Origin of the sequence: Nonomuraea sp. MG754425 (assembly GCF_021699195.1) — a bacterium.
In the GTDB taxonomy this organism is placed as follows: Bacteria; Actinomycetota; Actinomycetes; order Streptosporangiales; family Streptosporangiaceae; genus Nonomuraea.
In genome coordinates, this window is sequence record NZ_SSXE01000192.1 from 1 (window position 1) to 18,279 (window position 18,279).

General features: G+C 72.7%; 12 protein-coding genes and 1 pseudogene. 4 read left to right on the plus strand and 9 right to left on the minus strand.

Annotated features, from left to right (window positions below; translation table 11 throughout):
- A pseudogene (locus FAF44_RS42950) lies at positions 1–1,090 on the minus strand (hypothetical protein); the annotation flags it as partial.
- A gap of 180 nt (positions 1,091–1,270) precedes the next feature.
- Here FAF44_RS42950 and cofD point away from each other — a divergent pair.
- The 3 genes from cofD (at position 1,271) to FAF44_RS42965 (ending at position 4,327) form a co-directional block, all read left to right on the plus strand.
- On the plus strand, positions 1,271–2,209 hold the full coding sequence (gene cofD / locus FAF44_RS42955; protein ID WP_237109158.1) for a 2-phospho-L-lactate transferase: 939 nt from the start codon (positions 1,271–1,273) through the stop codon (positions 2,207–2,209).
- Entirely contained in the window at positions 2,206–3,510 is a 1,305-nt protein-coding gene (locus tag FAF44_RS42960) for a coenzyme F420-0:L-glutamate ligase (protein ID WP_237109159.1), read from the plus strand. Before cofD ends, FAF44_RS42960 begins: the two co-directional genes overlap by 4 nt.
- Before the next feature lie 79 nt (positions 3,511–3,589).
- A complete protein-coding gene (locus tag FAF44_RS42965; RefSeq protein ID WP_237109160.1) occupies positions 3,590–4,327 on the plus strand; it encodes a lytic polysaccharide monooxygenase in 738 nt (245 codons plus the stop codon).
- A gap of 43 nt (positions 4,328–4,370) precedes the next feature.
- Here the strand turns inward: FAF44_RS42965 and FAF44_RS42970 are convergent, their stop codons facing one another.
- The 8 genes from FAF44_RS42970 to FAF44_RS43005 form a co-directional block, all read right to left on the minus strand.
- The gene (locus tag FAF44_RS42970; RefSeq protein WP_237109161.1) at positions 4,371–7,382 is read right to left on the minus strand and encodes a BTAD domain-containing putative transcriptional regulator; all 3,012 of its coding nucleotides are present in this window, start codon (positions 7,380–7,382) and stop codon (positions 4,371–4,373) included.
- Positions 7,383–7,522: 140 nt separating this feature from the next.
- A complete protein-coding gene (locus FAF44_RS42975; protein WP_237109162.1) occupies positions 7,523–9,271 on the minus strand; it encodes a substrate-binding and VWA domain-containing protein in 1,749 nt (582 codons plus the stop codon).
- Positions 9,272–9,347: 76 nt separating this feature from the next.
- Positions 9,348–11,900 (minus strand): bifunctional FO biosynthesis protein CofGH, encoded by a 2,553-nt coding sequence (locus FAF44_RS42980; RefSeq protein WP_237109163.1) that lies wholly within the window; start codon positions 11,898–11,900, stop codon positions 9,348–9,350.
- Positions 11,901–11,948: 48 nt separating this feature from the next.
- Positions 11,949–12,842 carry a DNA-3-methyladenine glycosylase gene (locus FAF44_RS42985; RefSeq protein WP_237109169.1) on the minus strand — a complete coding sequence of 298 codons (894 nt, stop codon included), beginning with the start codon at positions 12,840–12,842 and terminating at the stop codon, positions 11,949–11,951.
- 34 nt (positions 12,843–12,876) lie between these two features.
- Positions 12,877–13,968, minus strand: a complete 1,092-nt coding sequence (locus FAF44_RS42990; RefSeq protein WP_308193483.1) for an NDP-sugar synthase — start codon at positions 13,966–13,968, stop codon at positions 12,877–12,879.
- Positions 13,969–13,988: 20 nt separating this feature from the next.
- Entirely contained in the window at positions 13,989–15,104 is a 1,116-nt protein-coding gene (locus FAF44_RS42995; RefSeq protein WP_237109165.1) for a glycosyltransferase family 1 protein, read from the minus strand.
- 93 nt (positions 15,105–15,197) lie between these two features.
- Positions 15,198–16,124 (minus strand): lysylphosphatidylglycerol synthase domain-containing protein, encoded by a 927-nt coding sequence (locus tag FAF44_RS43000; protein ID WP_237109166.1) that lies wholly within the window; start codon positions 16,122–16,124, stop codon positions 15,198–15,200.
- Positions 16,121–16,948 carry a class I SAM-dependent methyltransferase gene (locus FAF44_RS43005; RefSeq protein WP_237109167.1) on the minus strand — a complete coding sequence of 276 codons (828 nt, stop codon included), beginning with the start codon at positions 16,946–16,948 and terminating at the stop codon, positions 16,121–16,123. Before FAF44_RS43005 ends, FAF44_RS43000 begins: the two co-directional genes overlap by 4 nt.
- 94 nt (positions 16,949–17,042) lie before the next feature.
- Here FAF44_RS43005 and FAF44_RS43010 point away from each other — a divergent pair, with 94 nt between their 5' ends.
- A complete protein-coding gene (locus FAF44_RS43010; protein ID WP_237109168.1) occupies positions 17,043–18,140 on the plus strand; it encodes an SPFH domain-containing protein in 1,098 nt (365 codons plus the stop codon).
- Positions 18,141–18,279 lie beyond the last annotated feature (139 nt).

Consider the following 18,279-nt stretch of genomic DNA (forward strand, 5'->3'; position numbering starts at 1 on the left):
TGTCAGCCGGGGTGTACTGGCCGAAGCCCTCCGGGGAGTAGGGCTCGGGCTGCTGCTGGTCGGAGGGGGCCGCGGGCAGCGCGCCCCTGATCTGCGGGGCGTAGGCCGGCGCCTGGGGCTCGGGCTGCTCCGGCTGGCCGCCGAAGCTGGGCGGCTGCTGGCCGTAGCCGGACGTCGAGGGCGGCTGCTGACCGTAGCCGGGGGTGGAGGCGGGCTGCTGACCGTAACCCGGGGCGGACTGGGGCTGCTGGCCGTAGTCCGGGGCCGAGGGCGGCTGCTGCCCGTATCCCTGCTGGCCGGACATGGGCTGCTGGCCGTAACCGGGCTGGGGCTGCTGGCCGAAGCCGGGCTGCTGGACGTTGCCCTGCTGGCCGAAGCCCTGCGGCTGGCCGGCGGGCGGGGGCTGCTGCCCGTAAGCGGCGGCGGCCTGCGGGTCCTGCTGACCACCGAAGCCGGGCTGGCCGGCCTGCTGACCCGGCATGGGCTGGCCGGGCATGGGCTGCTGACCGGACATGGGCTGGCCCGGCATGGGCTGCTGCCCGTAGGCGGCCTGCTGGTCCTGGGGTCCGGCGTACCCGGGGCCGGCCTGGGAGCCGTACCCCTGGGGCTGGTCGCCGTAGAAGCCGGGCTGCGGCCCGAACTGGCCGTGATAGACCTGCGCTGCGGGCCGCTCCGGCAGCACCTGCGGCAGCAGGTAGACCAGCGCGATGACGGTCAGCGCGAGCGTGGGCACGCCGAGCAGCACGAACTCGATCGTGGGCCGGGCCCCGAAGCCGGAGAACAGCCCGGCCAGCAGCGCCAGCATGCCGAACACCGAGGCGAGCGCCAGCCCGGCGGCGGCGCCGTACGTGATCTGCTTCGCCTTGGGCGACGGCTCGCCCACCTTGGTGACCAGCAGCACGGAGCCGAGCAGCAGCGCCGTCAGCAGCGGGCTCGTCAGGTCCAGCAAGTTCGTGGCAGCGCGCTCCGCGATGGAGGAGGACGTCCCCACCAGGATGTGACCGATCGCCAGCACCACTCTCAGCAGCCCGCCGACGAGCATGACCCAGGCGGCCGGCTCCTTCAGCCGGGCGACGTCAAATTTGCTCACAAGTACCCCCATCGGACCCTTTAGCCCGAAGGGAGTTTGCCACATCACCGACCCACCCGCCGGGAGTCCCAGGAACCTCTTCCATATCAAAACGCCCAAGCACCCCCGTACTAGGCCGACAAAAGCGTCAAAACCGGTCCCGAGCCTGGACTGTCAAAGCCCGATGGAAGACTGGGCCGCATGCACATCGTGTCACTCGCCGGCGGCATCGGCGGCGCGCGCTTCCTCCGGGGCCTGCGCGCCACCGCACCCGACGCCTCCATCACCGTCATCGGCAACACGGGCGACGACATCACCCTGTACGGCCTGCGGGTCTGCCCCGACCTCGACACCGTGATGTACACCCTGGGCAACGGCATCGACGAGGAGCAGGGCTGGGGCCGGGCCAAGGAGACCCACGCCGTCAAAGAGGAACTGGCCGCGTACGGCGTCGAACCGCAGTGGTTCGGGCTCGGCGACCGCGACTTCGCCACCCACATCGTGCGCTCGCAGATGCTGGCGTCCGGCTACCCGCTCTCGCAGGTCACCCAGGCGCTCTGCGCGCGCTGGCAACCCGGCGTGCGGCTGCTGCCGATGAGCGACGACCGCTGCGAGACCCACGTCGTGATCGAGGACGATCGCGGCAGGCGCGCGATCCACTTCCAGGAGTGGTGGGTGCGCCTGCGCGCCTCCGTCCCCGCGCAGTCGTTCGCGCTGGTCGGGGCCGACACCGCCAAGCCCGCCCCGGGCGTGCTCGAGGCGATCGAGCAGGCCGACGTGGTGATCCTGCCGCCGTCCAACCCGGTCGTGAGCATCGGCACGATCCTCCAGGTCCCGGGCATCCGCGAGGCCCTGCTGCCCAAGACCGTGGTGGGCCTCTCGCCGATCATCGGCGGCGCGCCGGTGCGGGGCATGGCCGACGCCTGCCTGACGGCCATCGGCGTGGAGACGACCGCCCAGGCCGTGCTGGAGCTGTACGGCTCCGAGCTGATCGACGGCTGGCTGGTGGCGGAGGAAGACGCGGGGGTGGCGCTCGACGGCGTCCGCGTGGTGGCCCGGCCGATCCTCATGCACGACGCCGGGGCCGCCGCCGACATCGCCCGTACCGCCCTCGACCTGGCCCAGGAGCTCGCCCAGTGACCACGACCCCACAGCCCCCCACCCCGCGCCTGGTCGAGGTGATCGCGGTGCCCGGCCTCGGCGAGGTGCGCCCGGGTGACGACGTCGCGGCGCTGCTGGCCGGCGCCGACCTGCGCGACGGCGACATCGTCGTGATCACCTCCAAGATCGTGAGCAAGGCCGAGGGCCGGGTGCGCCGGGCCCCCGACCGTACGGCGGCCATCGAGGAGGAGACCGAGCGGGTGGTCGCCCGGCGCGGCGACACCGTGATCTCGCAGACCAGGCACGGCTTCGTGATGGCCGCCGCCGGGGTCGACGCCTCCAACACCGAGCCGGGCACCGTGCTGCTGCTCCCGGAGGACCCCGACGCCTCCGCCCGGCGCATCCGGGCCGGGCTGGGCGCGCAGGCCGGGGTGAACGTCGGGGTGATCCTGTCCGACACGTTCGGGCGGCCGTGGCGCGAAGGGCTCACCGACGTGGCCATCGGGGCGGCCGGCGTGCTGCCGCTCGACGACTTCCGTGGCTCCTCCGACTCCTACGGCAACCCGCTCAACGCCACGATGACGGCCCTGGCCGACGAGATCGCGGGCGCGGCGGAGCTGGTCAAGGGCAAGCTCGCCGGGGTTCCGGTGGCCGTCGTGCGCGGGCTGGCGCACCTGGTGACCGCCGGCGACGGGCCCGGGGTCCGGCCGCTGGTGCGACGGGCCGACGACGACCTGTTCCGTTACGGGTCGCGTGACGTCGTGTTCGCCCGGCGGACGATCAGGGAGTTCTCCGAGCGGCCGGTGGATCCCGCGGCGGTGCGCAGGGCGGTCGCGGCGGGCATCGCGGCGCCCGCTCCCCATCACACGACGCCGTGGCGGTTCGTGCTGCTGGAGTCGCCGGAGATCCGGGCCAAGCTGCTCGACGCCATGCGCGAGGCGTGGATCGCCGACCTGCGCGGCGACGGGTTCTCCGAGCAGTCGATCGCCAAGCGGATCAGGCGCGGCGACGTGCTGCGCAACGCGCCCTACCTGGTGGTGCCGTGCCTGGTGATGGAGGGCTCGCACACCTACCGCGACGACCGGCGCAACGCCTCGGAGCGGGAGATGTTCGTCGTGGCGACGGGCGCGGGGGTGCAGAACTTCCTGGTCCAGCTCGCGGTCGAGGGGCTGGGCTCGGCGTGGGTGTCGTCCACGATGTTCTGCCGGCCGGTCGTCCGCGAGGTGCTCGACCTGCCCGGCTCGTGGGACCCGATGGGCTGCGTGGCCGTCGGGCACGCCGCCGCGCCGCCGCGCGACCGGGCGCCGCGCGATCCCGGCGATTTCCTCCTCACGCGCTGACCGCCGGTAAGCCGCCCGTTTACCGTTAGGAAAGTTTCCTTTACATTGGGGCCATCCCCCCATGTGAAGGAGCCACTTCATGAGAAGGACGCTCACATTGGTCGCCGTGGTGGTGATCGCGGTCGCCACCACGGTGTTCAACACCAGCCCGGCGTTCGCCCACGGCTACGTGCTCACACCGCCCAGCCGCCAGGCCAACTGCGCGCAGGGCAAGGTCTCCGGCTGCGGCAACATCATCTACGAGCCGCAGAGCGTGGAAGGCCCCAAGGGCCTGCGGAGCTGCCACGCCAACCTGTCGCAGTTCGCCCAGCTCAGCGACGAGAGCAAGGCCTGGCCGGTCGCCTCGGTGGGCAGCACGGTGAACTTCACCTGGACGTTCACCGCCCAGCACCGGACGCTCAACTACGAGTACTACATCGGCAACACCCTGGTCGCCACGATCGACGGCAAGGGCCAGCAGCCCCCGCCGACGCTCACCCACACGGTCAACTTCGCCGGCTTCTCGGGCCGGCAGAAGGTACTGGCCGTCTGGAACATCTACGACACGACCAACGCCTTCTACTCCTGCATCGACCTGAACATCGGCGGCGGTGGCGGCAACCCGACCCCGACGCCGACCCCGACCGTCACCCCGACCCCCACGCCGACGCCGACCCCGACGACGACCGTGCCGTCCGGCACGTGGGCGGCCGGCACGGCGTACACGCCCGGCAACACCGTCACCTACAACGGCGTCACGTACCGGTGCCTGCAGGCCCACACCGCACTCGCGGGCTGGGAGCCGCCGAACGTGCCCGCGCTCTGGGCACGCGCGTGAGCTGACGGCGCCAGGGAGCCACGGCCCCGGCCGGACCGAGCGGTCAGCGGCCGGCCAGCTCGCCGTACTCCCTGGCGCCGTGGTCGCGGAAGACCGCCAGCGCCCGTGACAGCAACGCCTCCGCCGCCCCGGGACGGCCCCTCGCCCGGTACACCGACGCCAGGTCACGCTCGGTGCGGGCCCGCCACACGGGCGTCTTCATGTCCTCCCACAACACGATCGCGTCGGTCAGGCAGGTCTCGGCGGCGTCGAGGTCGCCCGCGGCCAGGTGCAGCTCGCCCAGCGTGCGCAGGGTCGCCGCCCGTCCCCACCGGTCGTTCATGGTCTGGCACAGGGCCAGCGCCTCCCGCAGGCGGGGCAGCAACTCGCTGCCACGCCCCTGCCGCACGCGGGTCTTGGCCAGGGTGCGCACGGCGTACGCCTCCATGAGCCGGTCGCCCAGCTCCCTGAAGACGGCCACCGCCTGCCCCGCGGCCTCCGCGGCCAGGTCGAGCCGGCCGGTCGCGCGGTGGTGGAGGCTGATCGTGCGCAGCGTGAAGCCCTCGCCGCGGCGGCTGCCCACGCGGCGGTAGGCGGCCAGCGCCGCCTCCATCGCCGACCACGCCTCAGGGAGGTCGCCGCGCTCCAACTGCACCGAGCCGATCATCCGCAGCACGTACGCGATGCCGACGTCGTCGCCGGCGTCCCGCAGCAGCCGGCCGGCCTGGTCCAGGAAGTCGAGCGACTCGGCCAGCCGGCCCACCTCCCGGCTGACGGTGCCCAGCCCGGCCAGCGCCACCGCCTGCTCGTGCGTCTCGTCCAGGTCGCGGAAGACCTCCAGCGCGGCGGTGAGGTACTGGTCGGCCTCGGCGAAGCGGTCCTGCATGAAACGCAACTGGCCGAGCTCGGCCAGCATGGTCGCCGCGCCGTGCCGGTCGCCGGCGCGGCGCGCGGAGGCCAGGGCGAGCTGGTTGATCCGCTCGCGGGCGTCGAAGCGGCCCGCGCCCAGGAACGAGGGGCCGCTCAGCCGCGCGGAGGCGAAGTGGCACACCAGATCGTGCAGGCCCAGCCCGGCCGCCCGCTCCACGCCGCTGACCAGCGCGGGCTGCTCGACCTCGAACCACGTGTACGGCGCCGCCACCACGCGGGCGACCGTGGCCTCGGACACCGGGTAGGTGCGCACCGGGTGGCGCCGCCAGCGGATCTCCTCCGGCGGCGACTGCTCGGCCGCGGCGTCGATCAGGGTCAGCCAGCCGCCCAGCACCCGGCCCACGGCGGCGGTCAGCTCCTCCGCCGGCTCCTCGGCCTCGGCGTGCTCGCGGCCGTGCAGGCGGATCAGCTCGTGCACCCGGTAACGCAGGCAGCCCAGCTCGTCGACGCGGGTGAAGTCGACCAGGTAGGCGTCCACCAGCCCTTCGATGATGGCCTCCGCCTCGGCCTCGGTGATCTCCAGCAGCCAGGCGAGGATCCAGGAGGAGAACTCGGGCGCACCGACATAGCTCAGCAGCGCCAGTGCCCTGCGGCTCCGGGCGGACAGGCCGCGGTAGCTCAGCTCGACGCTGCTGCGCACCTCCAGGTCGGAGATGGCCAGCTCGTCCAGGCGGCGGCGCTCGTCGCGCAGCCGCTGCAGGAGCAGGCTCATGGGCCAGCCGGGACGGGTGGCCAGCCGGGCTCCGGCGATGCGGACCGCCAGCGGCAGCCGCCCGCACAGCTCGGTGATGGCACGGGCGTCCTGCCACTCGGCGGCGACGCGGTCGGCTCCGACGATGTGTCTCAGCAGTTCGAGCGCCTCGTCGGCGTCGAGCACGTCCAGGTCGGTCCTGCGGGCCCCGGCCAGGCCGCCGAGCCGGTTCCTGGCGGTGACCAGGACCGCGCAGCCGGGGCCGCCGGGCAGCAGTGGGCGTACCTGCTGTTCGCCTGCGGCGTCGTCCAGCAGCACCAGCACCCGGCGCTCGGCGAGCAGGCTGCGGTACAGGTCGGCGCGCTCGGCGGCCGAGGCCGGCAGGGAGTCGGGGTTCACGCCCAGCGCCTTGAGGAAACGTCCGAGCACCTCGCCGGCGTCGGCCGGGATGTCGCTCATGCCGCCCAGCTCCGCGTAGAGCTGGCCGTCGGGGAAGGCGGATGTGACCTGGTGGGCGACGTGCACGGCCAGCGCCGACTTGCCGCAGCCGCCGCGTCCGGCGATCACCTGCACGGGGGCGCGCGGCTCCGGCGCCAGCGCCGCCACCAGGGTCTTGACCTGGCGGGCCCGCCCGGTGAAGTCGGAGGGCGCCAGCGGTAGCTGCGCCGGGACCACCGACCGGGAGGGCGGCTCGGCGGGCGCCGCGACCGACGGCCCGCGCAGGGCCGGGTCGCCGTGCAGGATGGCCTGGTAGAGGGCGGTCAGCTCTGGTCCGGGGTCCACGCCGAACCCCTCCACCAGGACGTCGCACCCCTCGCGGAACGACGCCAGCGCCTCCGACTGCCGCCCGGTCCGGTACAGGGCGGTCATGTACTGCCCCCTGAGCCGCTCGTTGGCCGGATAGGCGCTGACCAGCGCGGCCAGCTCGGCCAGCAGCTCGCTGTGGCGTCCGAGCGTCAGATCGGCGGCGATGCGGTCCTCGATGGCGGTCAGCCGCAGTTGTTCCAGCCGCAGCGCCTCCCCTGCCAGCGCCCCGTCCTCCAGCCCCGCCAGGGCGGGCCCGCGCCACAGCTCCAGCGCCGCGCGTAACAGGCTGGAGACCTCCGTGGCCGTGTCGGTGTGCCGCGCCCTGGTGACGAGCTGCGAGAAGTTCTCCACGTCGAACGAGCCGTTGGGAGTCTGGATCAGATAGCCGGGCGCGCGGGTGACGATGGCGTCCACCACGCCCTGGCGGGCCAGCGCCGTACGGAGTGACCTGACGTAGGTCTGTAACGTGGTGCGGGCGCTGTCGGGGGGCTCATCCTGCCAGAGGATGTCGATGAGCTGCGAGCTCGGCACGATCCGACCCTGCTCCAGCAGCAGGGCTGCCAGCAAGGTCTGCGGCTTGGCACCGCCCAACGGCACCAGCGCACCGCCGGCCTCCACCTCTATCGGCCCCAGCAGCCGAAATTCCACCGCCACACCCCCGTTCCCGTAAACCTGCGGCGCCGAAATTCCCCTCCGTTGCATGCTGATCTCCAAGCAGGCCCTGAGGCAACCCCTTAAGGCCCTGGCACTGCGGATCTTTACACCGTCACTCCGCCGCCCGGACGGCTTCAGGCCGTCGGCTTACAGGTGGGATGGCACAGACGGCGCGCCAGGGCCGCCAGGAACACGTCGATGATCTCCCCCGGTTCCTGGGCCTCGTGCAGCGAGCCGTTCGTGGCGGCGGTGATCTGCGACAGGCCGGCCCGGTCCACCCCCTTGCCGAACGCGATCACGATGATCTGCACGGGCCGGTCCGGGTTCCACTCGCGCCGCAGCCGGTCGAGGAGCCGGGGCAACTCGGTCGCCTTGCCGTCGTCCCGGCCCGCGGTGATCACCAGGAGGACGTTGTTCATCTCCTCCCGGTAACCGCTGGTCATCCTGCGGAAGCCGCCGAGTATCGCGTCGTACAGCGAGCTGTCACGACGGGGATGGGCGGTGATCGAGCTGGTGAGCTGCTCCAGCCGGCTGCGGCGGACGACCTGCCCGCTTTCGGGCTCGTTGATCGGCCCCAGCCCGACGTGCTGCTGGTAGCCCCGGATGCCGCCCAGCCGGTCGGCGAACTCCCACAGCCCCATGTGGGTGGAGTCGGGGAAGAGCTGCAGCCCGATCTTGGCCGCGTCCAGCGCCACGCCCACCCGGGTCTTGCCGTTCAGCGGCTCGGCCATGTGCTTGGAGGTGTCGGCCAGGACGAGGATGTTGGTCGGCGGCGCGAGCCGGCTCCAGGCGCGCAGGGCCTCGTCGATGTCCTGCGGCGACACCGACGACCTGGTCCGCGGCGCGGTGGAGGGGATCTGCGGGCCGGGCGAGAGCGGCCCCTGCGCGCCGTCGCCCGACCGGAACCCGGCCCGGCGCACGATCTCCTGCGCCTGCGCCCCCCGCAGCCAGCCGGCGAAGGCCGTGGACGCCTCCGAGACCTCGGGGTCGGCGGCGGTCACGACGTACGGGTAGTCGAGGTTGATGGTGCCCTCGCGCGGGTGCAGGGCCACGACCGGGTCGGCGGAGGGCCGCAGGTTGTGCTGCCACACCGACTGCTCGGGCACGATGACGACCGGGCGCTGCCAGAACGTGTGATCGTCCACGGCCGCCAGCATGCTGCGGTAGTCGGGCGCCGAGCCCGCCTGCGCCCACCGGACGAACGCGGTCAGCGCCTTGTCGGCGTCCGGCCCGGTGCCGACGACGTCCCTGGCGGCGGCCACGGTGGCGATGCCCGCCCCGGCCAGCGAGGGGTCCGGCACGCGTACGACGTCGGGCTCATCGGCGTTGGGCGTCAGCCGCCCGCGCGCGGTCGCGGGGAAGACCATCCGCCAGTTCATCTCGGTCCGGCCCACGGAGAAGCGCTGGGCCAGCGACGACCGGGTGGCGAAGACCAGCGGCGAGGTCGCCACCACGCTCTCCCCCGACGGCAGCGCGCTGGCGCCCTGCTGGCGGGCCAGCCTGATCCAGGCCGAGGAGTCGGCGATCCAGCCGTCGGGCCGCTCGGCCAGCACGCCCGCCCGGTCGCCGATCAGCGTGCGTAAGACCGTGGCCGGCGGTTGCTCGGTCACCTGGACCAGCACGCACCGGCCGCCCACGGCCGTCTTCGTCTCGTTGAACCGGCCCGCCGCCTCCATAACCGCGGGAGCCACGTCCACGGCGGCGGCCACGTCCACCAGAACAGGCTCTCGTGTGGTGCACAGGAGGCCACCGCCGCCGAAGATCACGACGAGGCCGGCCGCGACGATCGCCACGGCCGTCAGCCCCGCCAGCACGCCGCGCTGGAACGCCTTCCTGCGTCGCTGCTCGGGGGCGAGCGCGGCGCGGTGCCGACCCAACCGCACGGTGAACCTCTCTCCATGGGGAGGAACGATTCTCCCAGCGCCTCACAGGGCAGGCGCAAGTGCTAGTTAGAACATGTTACAACTGGGCGATCGGCAGGACCCTCCTGACGCTCTGGCAGACGCCGTCGCTGGCCGCCGAGGCCGCCAGCCGCTCCTCGGCCGGGACGCCGTACTCGGTGGTGCGCTGCCGCACCGGCCGGCCGGTGACCTCGACCATCCCGCGCAACTCGCTGATCGTCTTGTACGAGCCGTTCTCCGACCCCGCCATCCGGCTGATCGTCTCCTCCATGAGCGTGCCGCCGAGGTCGTTCACCCCGCCCTGGAGCACCTGGCGGCACAGGTCGTCCTGGAGCTTGACCCAGGAGCACTGGATGTTGGCGATCGCGCCGTGCAGCAGGATCCTGGCCAGCGCGTGCACCGCGCGGTTCTCCTGCGCGGTCGGGCCCGGCCTGGCCACGCCCGCCAGGTAGATGGGGGCGCTGGTGTGCACGAACGGCAGCAGCACGAACTCCGAGAAGCCGCCGGTCTCCTCCTGCAGCCGCCTGATCAGCTTGATGTGCCTGACCCAGTGCAGGTGGTTGTCCACGTGCCCGTACATCATGGTCGAGGTGGTGGGGATGCCCACCTTGTGGGCCGTGGTGATGACCTCGATCCACTCCTTGGCGGGCAGCTTGCCCTTGGTCAGCACCCAGCGCACGTCGTCGTCGAGGATCTCGGCCGCCGTCCCGGGCAGCGAGTCCACGCCCGCCTCCTTGGCCGCCTCCAGCCAGTCGCGGACGGACAGGTTCAGCCGGCTGGCGCCGTTGATGACCTCCATCGGGGAGAAGGCGTGCACGTGCATGCCCGGCGTCCTGGCCTTGACCGCCCTGGCGATGTCGAAGTACGCGGTGCCGGGCAGGTCGGGGTGGATGCCGCCCTGCATGCACACCTCGGTCGCGCCGGCCGCCCACGCCTCCTCGGCCCGGTCGGCGACCTGGTCGATGCTGAGCGTGTAGGCGTCGGCGTCGGTCCGGCGCTGGGCGAAGGCGCAGAAGCGGCAGCCGGTGTAGCAGACGTTGGTGAAGTTGATGTTCCGGTTGACGACGTAGGTGACCTCGTCGCCGACCGCCTGCCGGCGCAGCTCGTCGGCGATCGCGGCCAACTCGTCCAGCGCCTCGCCCTCGGCCCCGAGCAGGGCCACGGCCTCCTCGTCGGTGAGGCCGGCCGGGTCGGACCCGGCCCGCCGCAGCGCCGCGCGCACGTCGCTGGGGGCGGCGGCGGCCACGGTGCCGAGACGCTCGCGCAGCGCGTCCCAGTCGCCGTAGACGTGGTCGAAGTCGTCACGGCGGTCGCCGGTACGGCCCGTGGTGTCCACCTCGACGTGCAGGTCCACCCGTCCCGACGCGGCGAACCCGCCGTCGGGCTCCTGCCAGGGACGGCCCTGCGGTACGGCGTCCTCGCGGGCCAGGCCGGTGACCGGGTCGGCCAGGGCCGAGACGTGGGCGAGCAGACGGGGATCGAGCCAGGGCTCCCCCGCCAGCACGTACTCCGGGTAGATCGTCAGCCGCTCCCTGAGCCGGAACCCGGCCTCCCCCGTACGCGCGGCGAGGTCGTCGATCTGCGGCCACGGCCGCTCCGGGTTGACGTGGTCGGGCGTGAGCGGCGACACCCCGCCCCAGTCGTCGATCCCGGCCCTGATCATCAGCTCGTACTCGGCGTCCACCAGGTTGGGCGGCGCCTGGACGCGGACGCGGGGGCCGAGCACCAGGCGGGTCACCGCGATCGTGGCGGCCAGTTCCTGGAGGTCGGCGTCGGGCAGGCCACGCATGGCGGTGTCGGGCTTGGCGCGGAAGTTCTGCACGATCACCTCCTGGACGCCGCCGTACTCCCTGGCCACCCGCCGGATCGCGAAGATCGACTCGGCGCGGTCCTCGACGGTCTCGCCGATGCCGATCAGGACGCCCGTCGTGAACGGCACGTTCGTGCGGCCGGCGTCCTCCAGCACCCGCAACCGCACGGCCGGATCCTTGTCCGGCGAGCCGTAGTGGGCCTGCCCCTTCTCCTCGAACAACCGCCGCGACGTCGTCTCCAGCATCATCCCCATCGACGGCGCGACCGGCTTGAGCCGCTGGAAGTCCCGCCAGCTCAGCACGCCCGGGTTGAGGTGCGGCAGCAACCCGGTCTCCTCCAGCACCCTGATCGCCATCGCGCGCACGTAGGACAGCGTGTCGTCATAACCGTGCGCGTCCAGCCACTCCCTGGCCTGGTGCCAGCGGTCCTCCGGCCGGTCCCCCAGCGTGAACAGCGCCTCCTTGCACCCCATCGCCGCCCCCTGCCGGGCGATCTCCACCACCTCGTCGGGGCTCAGGAACGGCGCCGGCAGCTTGTGCGGCGCGGTCGCGAACGTGCAGTAGCCACAACGGTCCCGGCACAGCCGGGTCAACGGGATGAACACCTTCCTGCTGTAGGTGATGACCCCCTCGCGGCCGGCGGCGCGCAGGCCGGCGTCGCGCACGCGGGAGGCGTGGTCGAGCAGCGTGTCGAGGTGCCCGTCCCGGGCGTGCAGGAGGACGGTCGCCTCGGTGACGTCAAGCGTCTTGCCGTCCCTGGCCCGGGCGAGGGCGCGGCGGAGCGCGGAGTCGTTACTCATAAAGGCACAGTACGACGACCTGAGTTCACCGTACGCACTCAGGGCCGGTCAGAACGACCGGTAGTCGCGCGCCGGCATCCTGGGCCCACGCGCGGGCGGGCGCAGACCGCTCAACCAGACCAGCACGGTGGCCCGATGCCGATGCCCCGCGTACGGCTCCAGCAGCCGCAACATCCCGAGGTCGTCGGTCCGCTCCCCAGTGAGGGCATAGCCGACGAGCTTGGCCAGGTGGAAGTCGCCGACACTGACCGCGTCGGGGTCGCCGAAGACCCGCTGACGCACCTCCGCCGACGTCCACACCCCGATCCCGGGCAGCGCCCGCAGCAGCCGGTCGAGCTCCCGCGTGGTGGCCGCCGACTCCAGCTTGGCCGCGTGCCAGGCGGCGCTCGCGATCGTACGGGCGCGCACCGCCTCGGCGCCCGCGCGGTGCCAGTGCCAGGTCGGGATCTGCCGCCACACCACCGGCTCGGGCACCACCCGCATGCCGTCGGGGGCCGGACCCGGGGCCGGCTCGCCGTAGCGGCCGAGCAGCCAGCGCCAGGCCCGCCACGCCTCCCGCCCGACCACCTTCTGCTCCAGCACGGCCGGCACCAGAGCCTCCATCACCCGGCCGGTACGCCCGATGCGCAACCCCGGATGCCGCCTCGCGACCTCGGCCAGCACCTCGTGCTCGACGCGGAAGCCGGAGACGTCGTCGTCGGCCCCCAGCAGCGCAGGCAGCGTCTCCAGCGCCCATCCCGCGCCGGGGCCCCACGCCTGCCCGTGCACCTCGTCCGCCTCGACGACCACCCTGAGCGTGCAGGGGCCGTCGGGAGTCCTGGACGTGCGCCACACCGCGCCGTCGGGGGTGCGACGCCAGGTGGGATCGCCGCCGCCGCGTTTGTGGGGCTGCAACGCCAGCCCCACGTCAAGCGGCCCGCCGGGCACCCACCTGCGCTCCATCACGTGTCCAGTCTGCCCCGGACACGGTGCTGCTTCAGACGTCGCTGGAGTAGCGCAGCGCCCGCTCGGGCAGTTCGACCCCCGGCCAGACGCGCACGCCGTTCTGCAACTCGTTGCCCGGCCCCACGATCGCGCCGTCGCCGATCACCGCGTCGCGCACCACCGTGCCCGCGCAGACCCGCGCCCCCTGACCGAGCACGGAGTCGGTGACGGAGGCCCCCGCCTCCACGACGCAGTCGTCGCTCAGCACCGAGCCGTCCACCGACGCCCCGGCCTCGACCACGGCCCGCGCGCCGACCGCCGTGCCGCCGCGCACCTTCGCCTCCGGCGAGACCCTGGCCCCGTCGAGCGCGAGGTACTCGCCGGTCGGGCCGGGCAGCGCGGGCGAGGCCAACCGGCCCAGCACCAGGTCACGCGAGCCCTGCACGTAGGCGGCCGGCGTGCCGACGTCGAGCCAGTAGGTGCGGTCGGCGTAGCCGAGCACGAGCTCACCGGACTCGATCAGCCCGGGGAACGTCTCGCGCTCGACCGACACGACCTCGTCGCGCGGGATCGAGTCGATCACCGAGCGGGTGAAGACGTAGCAGCCGGCGTTGATCCGGTTGGTCACCGGGTTGGGGGTCTTCTCCAGGAACGCGGTCACGTGCCCGGCCTCGTCCGTCGGCACGCAGCCGAAGCGGGAAGGATCGTCCACTTCCGTCAGATGGAGCGTTACAGCGGCCTGCTTCGCACGGTGCACACGCACCTGCTCACCGATGTCGTGACCGGAGAGGATGTCTCCGTTGAGGATCAGCACGGGGTCGCCGGGGCCGGCGCTGAGCGCCTCGGCGGCGTTGCGGATCGCGCCACCGGTGCCCAGCGGCGTCTCTTCCGTCATGTATTCGAGCGAGAGCCCGAACGCCGCCCCGTCACCGAAGGCGGGCTCGAACATCGACGCCTTGTACGAGGTCGCGAACACGATCCGGCGGACGCCGAAGGATCGGGCGCGGGCCAGTTGGTGAGCCAGGAACGGCACCCCGGCGGTCGGCAGCAGCGGCTTGGGCGTGCCCAGTGTCAGCGGACGCAGGCGCGTGCCCTGCCCCCCGACCAGGAGGATCGCCTCGAGGTCTGGCAAAGAGCTCTCCATAACTCTGTGAGGTTACCGAACTATTCGATCGCACGTTGATAGGAGCTGAGATGGGCCTCGGCCGAGGCGTCCCAGGTGAATTCGCGGGCTCGCGCCGGCCCGGCCTCCCGCAACTGCTCCCTGCGCTCGGCGGAGGCCAGCAACTGGCCCAGCGCCGTGGCGATGCTGCCGGCGTCGGGCTCGGTGTAGGCCACGGCGTCGCCGCCCACCTCGGGCAGCGAGCTGCGGTGGGTGGTCAGCACCGGTGCGCCGCAGGCCATCGCCTCCAGCACCGGCAGGCCGAAGCCCTCGCCGCGCGACGGGAAGGCCACCACGAGCGCCCCGCCCAGGAACCCGGACAGGTCGGGCGCGCGCAGGTAGCCGGGCCTGACGACCCTGACGGTGGCCTCCACCTCGCGGCAGGCGGCGTCGACGTCGTCCTCGTGCACGCCGCCGCCGATCACCAGCGCGGGCGGGCGGTCCAGCCGCCGTACGGCGGCGGCGAAGCCGCGGATGAGGTTGGGCACGTTCTTGCGGGGGTCGAGGGCGCCCAGGAAGGCGACGTACGGCTGGCCGTGCAGCCCGCACCGCACGGCGGCCCGGCGGATCTCCTCCTCGCTCGGCGGGTGGAACTGCGCGAGATCGACGCCGTGGTAGGCGACGTCGATCCGGGTGGGGTCGGCGGACAGCACGCGGACCAGTTCGTCGCGCGTCGCCTTGGACGGCACGATCACGCGCCGGGCGTGGCGGACGGCGGTGCGGGTGGCCGATCGGAAGAACGCGGCGCGCGGGCTGTGCTGGTCGGGCTCGGTGAACCAGGTGGCGTCGTGGACGGTGACCACGGTCGGCAGGCCCGCGCCGAGCGGGATGGAGTAGTAGGGAGCGTGGATCACGTCGGCCCCGGTCTGGCGGGCGAGCAACGGCAGCCCCGTCTGCTCCCAGGCCAGCCTGGCGGCTCTGTTGGCGATCGCGACCGGCCCGGCGATGACCTGGGCCGATGGGGCGAGGCGGCGATATCGTTCCGCTTCGGCGCGCTGGCAGACCACCGACAGGTCGGCGCCGGCCCGGTCGAGCGCGGTCACGAGGCCGTCCACGTATCGGATGAGCGCGCCGCGGTCCGCGGGGACCGCCGCCGCATCGACGAGCACTCGAGGCATACGAAGATCTTCTCCCCTCAAGATCATCGTGGGACGGGATGTCCCCCTCTGAAATTCAGCTTAGGACCAGCCTCCCCTAAATCGTGGGCCAAATCACACCGAGTCGCGCCGCGCCGCGATTCCGGCCAAGCCCGCGCAGATCAGGTCACCGATGATGATGACGATGCGGGACGAAAGAGCCACCGCGATCGCGGCGCCGGAGTCCAGGTGCGGCGCCAGCACGACGACCATCGCGGCCTCCCTGACCCCCGCGCCCGCCGGGATCACGAACGTCAGGATGCCCAGGCACCACGACAGCGCGAACGCCCCGACGGCGAAGATCGGGCCGACCTGGGGGGCGATGAAGTAGAGGTGCACGCCGTAGGCGATCCAGCCGGCCAGCGCCCAGCCGAGCGCGGTCAGCATGCCGCGCCTGGTGAGCGGGCGTTCGAGAGGCTCGCGCCCGAGCCGGCGCAGGACGTAGCCGATGACGGCGTTGACGACCTTGGGTTCGAGCAGGACGAGCAGCAGCGGGACGAACAGCAGCAGCCAGCCGTACTGGTTCCAGCCGAGCGTGACGAGCGTGACCAGCAGGCCGGTCGCGAGCTGGATGGGCATCATCAGGAAGAACGCCGCCGCGCTGCGGGCCCGCGGCACACCCAGGTCGCGGCCCATCTCCATCTGGGCGAGCACCGGCCAGACCGCGCCGGGGATGTACTTGCCGAGCTGGCCCACGAAGAACACCTTGGCCGCCGGGCGCGCGGGCAGCGGCGAGCCGAGGTCGGCCAGCAGGGTGCGCCAGGTGAGCATGGCACCGAGCAGCGCCGCGACCACCGCGACCAGCGAGGCGGCCAGCGCGCCCCACGACAGCCGGGCGAACCCGGCCACCACCGCGTCCCACTGCTTGGCCACCGCGTAGCCGCCGAAGCCGAGCGCGACGGCCAGGAAGCCGTACCTGAGCAGCCTGCGGGCCGGTGAGCGTCGTCGGGGGACGCCCTCGGCGGCGGCGTCGCCGTCGTCCAGCACGGGATCGGCGCTCACAGAGAGCGCACCCGCTCGGGTGGCTGCGGCAGCCGCACGCCCGCCGGCGCGCGCGCGGTCTTGGTGGCCACCCACAGGTACGTCGGCACGACCGGCAGCAGCAGCCTGAGCACCCCGCGCGGCACCCGCGACAGCACGGCCGTGGCCACCTTGCCCAGCACCCCGGGGAACAGCTCGCCCCCGGCGAACCTGGCCGGTGTGGCCAGCACGGGGAAGGTGTAGTCCCACACGTGGAAGGTCCGCAACATCCTGCGCAGCCCGCGCCGCGTCCTGAACCGCTCGTAGTAGTGGTCGGCCCGCCCGGACGCGCGCACGTAGCGGTCGGCCAGCGCGGGCGGCAGGTACGACAGGAACGGCAGCTTGTAGTGCGGTTCGATGACCCCGAGCCGGTTGCCGAGCCCCAGATAGAGCACGCCGTCGTCGGACAGCACCCGGTGCATCTCGGCCACCACCGCGTCGGGGTCGACCACGTGCTCGTAGATGTGGTTGAAGACCAGCACGTCGATCGAGCCGTCGGGGAACGGCAGCGCCGTGCCGTCGCCGCAGACGAACGCCACCCGCTCGCCGAACCGGTCGGCCGCCTTGCGCAGCCCCGGCACGTCGATGTCGATGCCCAGCGTGTGCTTCGCCCCGGCCGCCGCGAGCTCGTCGGCGATGAACCCGGCCGAGCACCCCACGTCGCCGACGGTCAGCCCGCCCAGCGATCCGTTGAAGTGCTCGATGACCGCGATGATCTTCGCCGCCTTCCGCCTGCGCTTCGCCTCGTCGAGCATGGCGGACTGGAACTCCGAGTATTCGAGCTGCGCGACTCGTTGCTTCACCACGGTTCCCCACCGTACCGACCTCTACGCCAATCCGACGTCAAACGGCCTTTGGTACGGTGGCCGACCTGGCCAGACATGGACGGATGGGGACGAAGTGGCACTGTTCGACAAGATCCGCGGCGAGTTCATCGACATCGTCGAATGGCTCGACGACAGCCGCGACACGCTGGTCTGGCGCTTCCCCCGCTACGAGAACGAGATCAAGATGGGTGCCCGGCTCGTGGTGCGCGAGTCGCAGGTCGCCGTCTTCGTCAACGAGGGGCAGATCGCCGACGCGTTCGCGCCGGGGACGCACACGCTGGAGACGCGGAACCTGCCCGTCCTGTCCACGCTCAAGGGCTGGAAGCACGGCTTCCACTCGCCGTTCAAGGCCGAGGTGTACTTCGTCAGCACCCGCCAGTTCGCCGACTTCAAGTGGGGCACGCAGAACCCGGTCATGGTGCGGGACCCGGAGTTCGGGCCGGTGCGGCTGCGGGCGTTCGGGGCGTACGCGGCCAGGGTGACGGACGCGCGGGCGCTGCTGCGGGAACTGGCCGGGACCGACCCCCAGTTCCGGACCGAGGAGGTGGAGGGCTACCTGCGGCAACTCGTCGTGGGACGGCTCGCCCACGCCCTGGCCACGGCCGGCGTGCCACTGCTCGAACTGGCCGCGGGGCAGCACGAGATGGGGCTGCGGCTGGCCCAGGCGCTGACCGCCGACCTGGCCGGGGTCGGGATCGCGATCCCGACCTTCACCATCGAGAACATCTCGCTGCCGCCCGAGGTGGAGCAGGCGCTGGACAAGCGGTCGCAGATGGGGATCGTCGGGGATCTCGGGGAGTACGCGCGCTTCCAGGCGGCCAACGCGCTGGAGAACGCGGGCGGGGCCGCCGACGGCATGGGACTGGGCATGGGCATCGCCGCCGGCCAGCACCTGGCCGCCACCCTGACGCCCCAGTCCCAGCCCCATCAGCCGGGCGCGCAGCCGGATGCGCAGGCGGGGCCGCCGCCGCTCCCCCAGCCCGATCGGTGGTTCCTCGGCGTGGGCGGCGAGCAGCGCGGGCCGTACGACGAGGCGGAGCTGCCCGCCGCCGGGCTCACCCCTGACGCGCTGGTGTGGAAGGCCGGAATGCCCCAGTGGTCACCGGCCCGCGACGTGCCGGAACTGGCCACGCTCCTGCGCCACACCCCACCTCCGCTCCCACCTGCCTGAACACCCGCCGGAACGCCCTCGTAAGCGCCCTCGTAAGCGCCCACGGAACGCCCGCGCAGACGCCCGCCAGAACATCCGCGCGGACACCTGCCGAAACGTCCGTCCGGGCACCCGCCAGAACGCCCGTCCGGTGTCAACC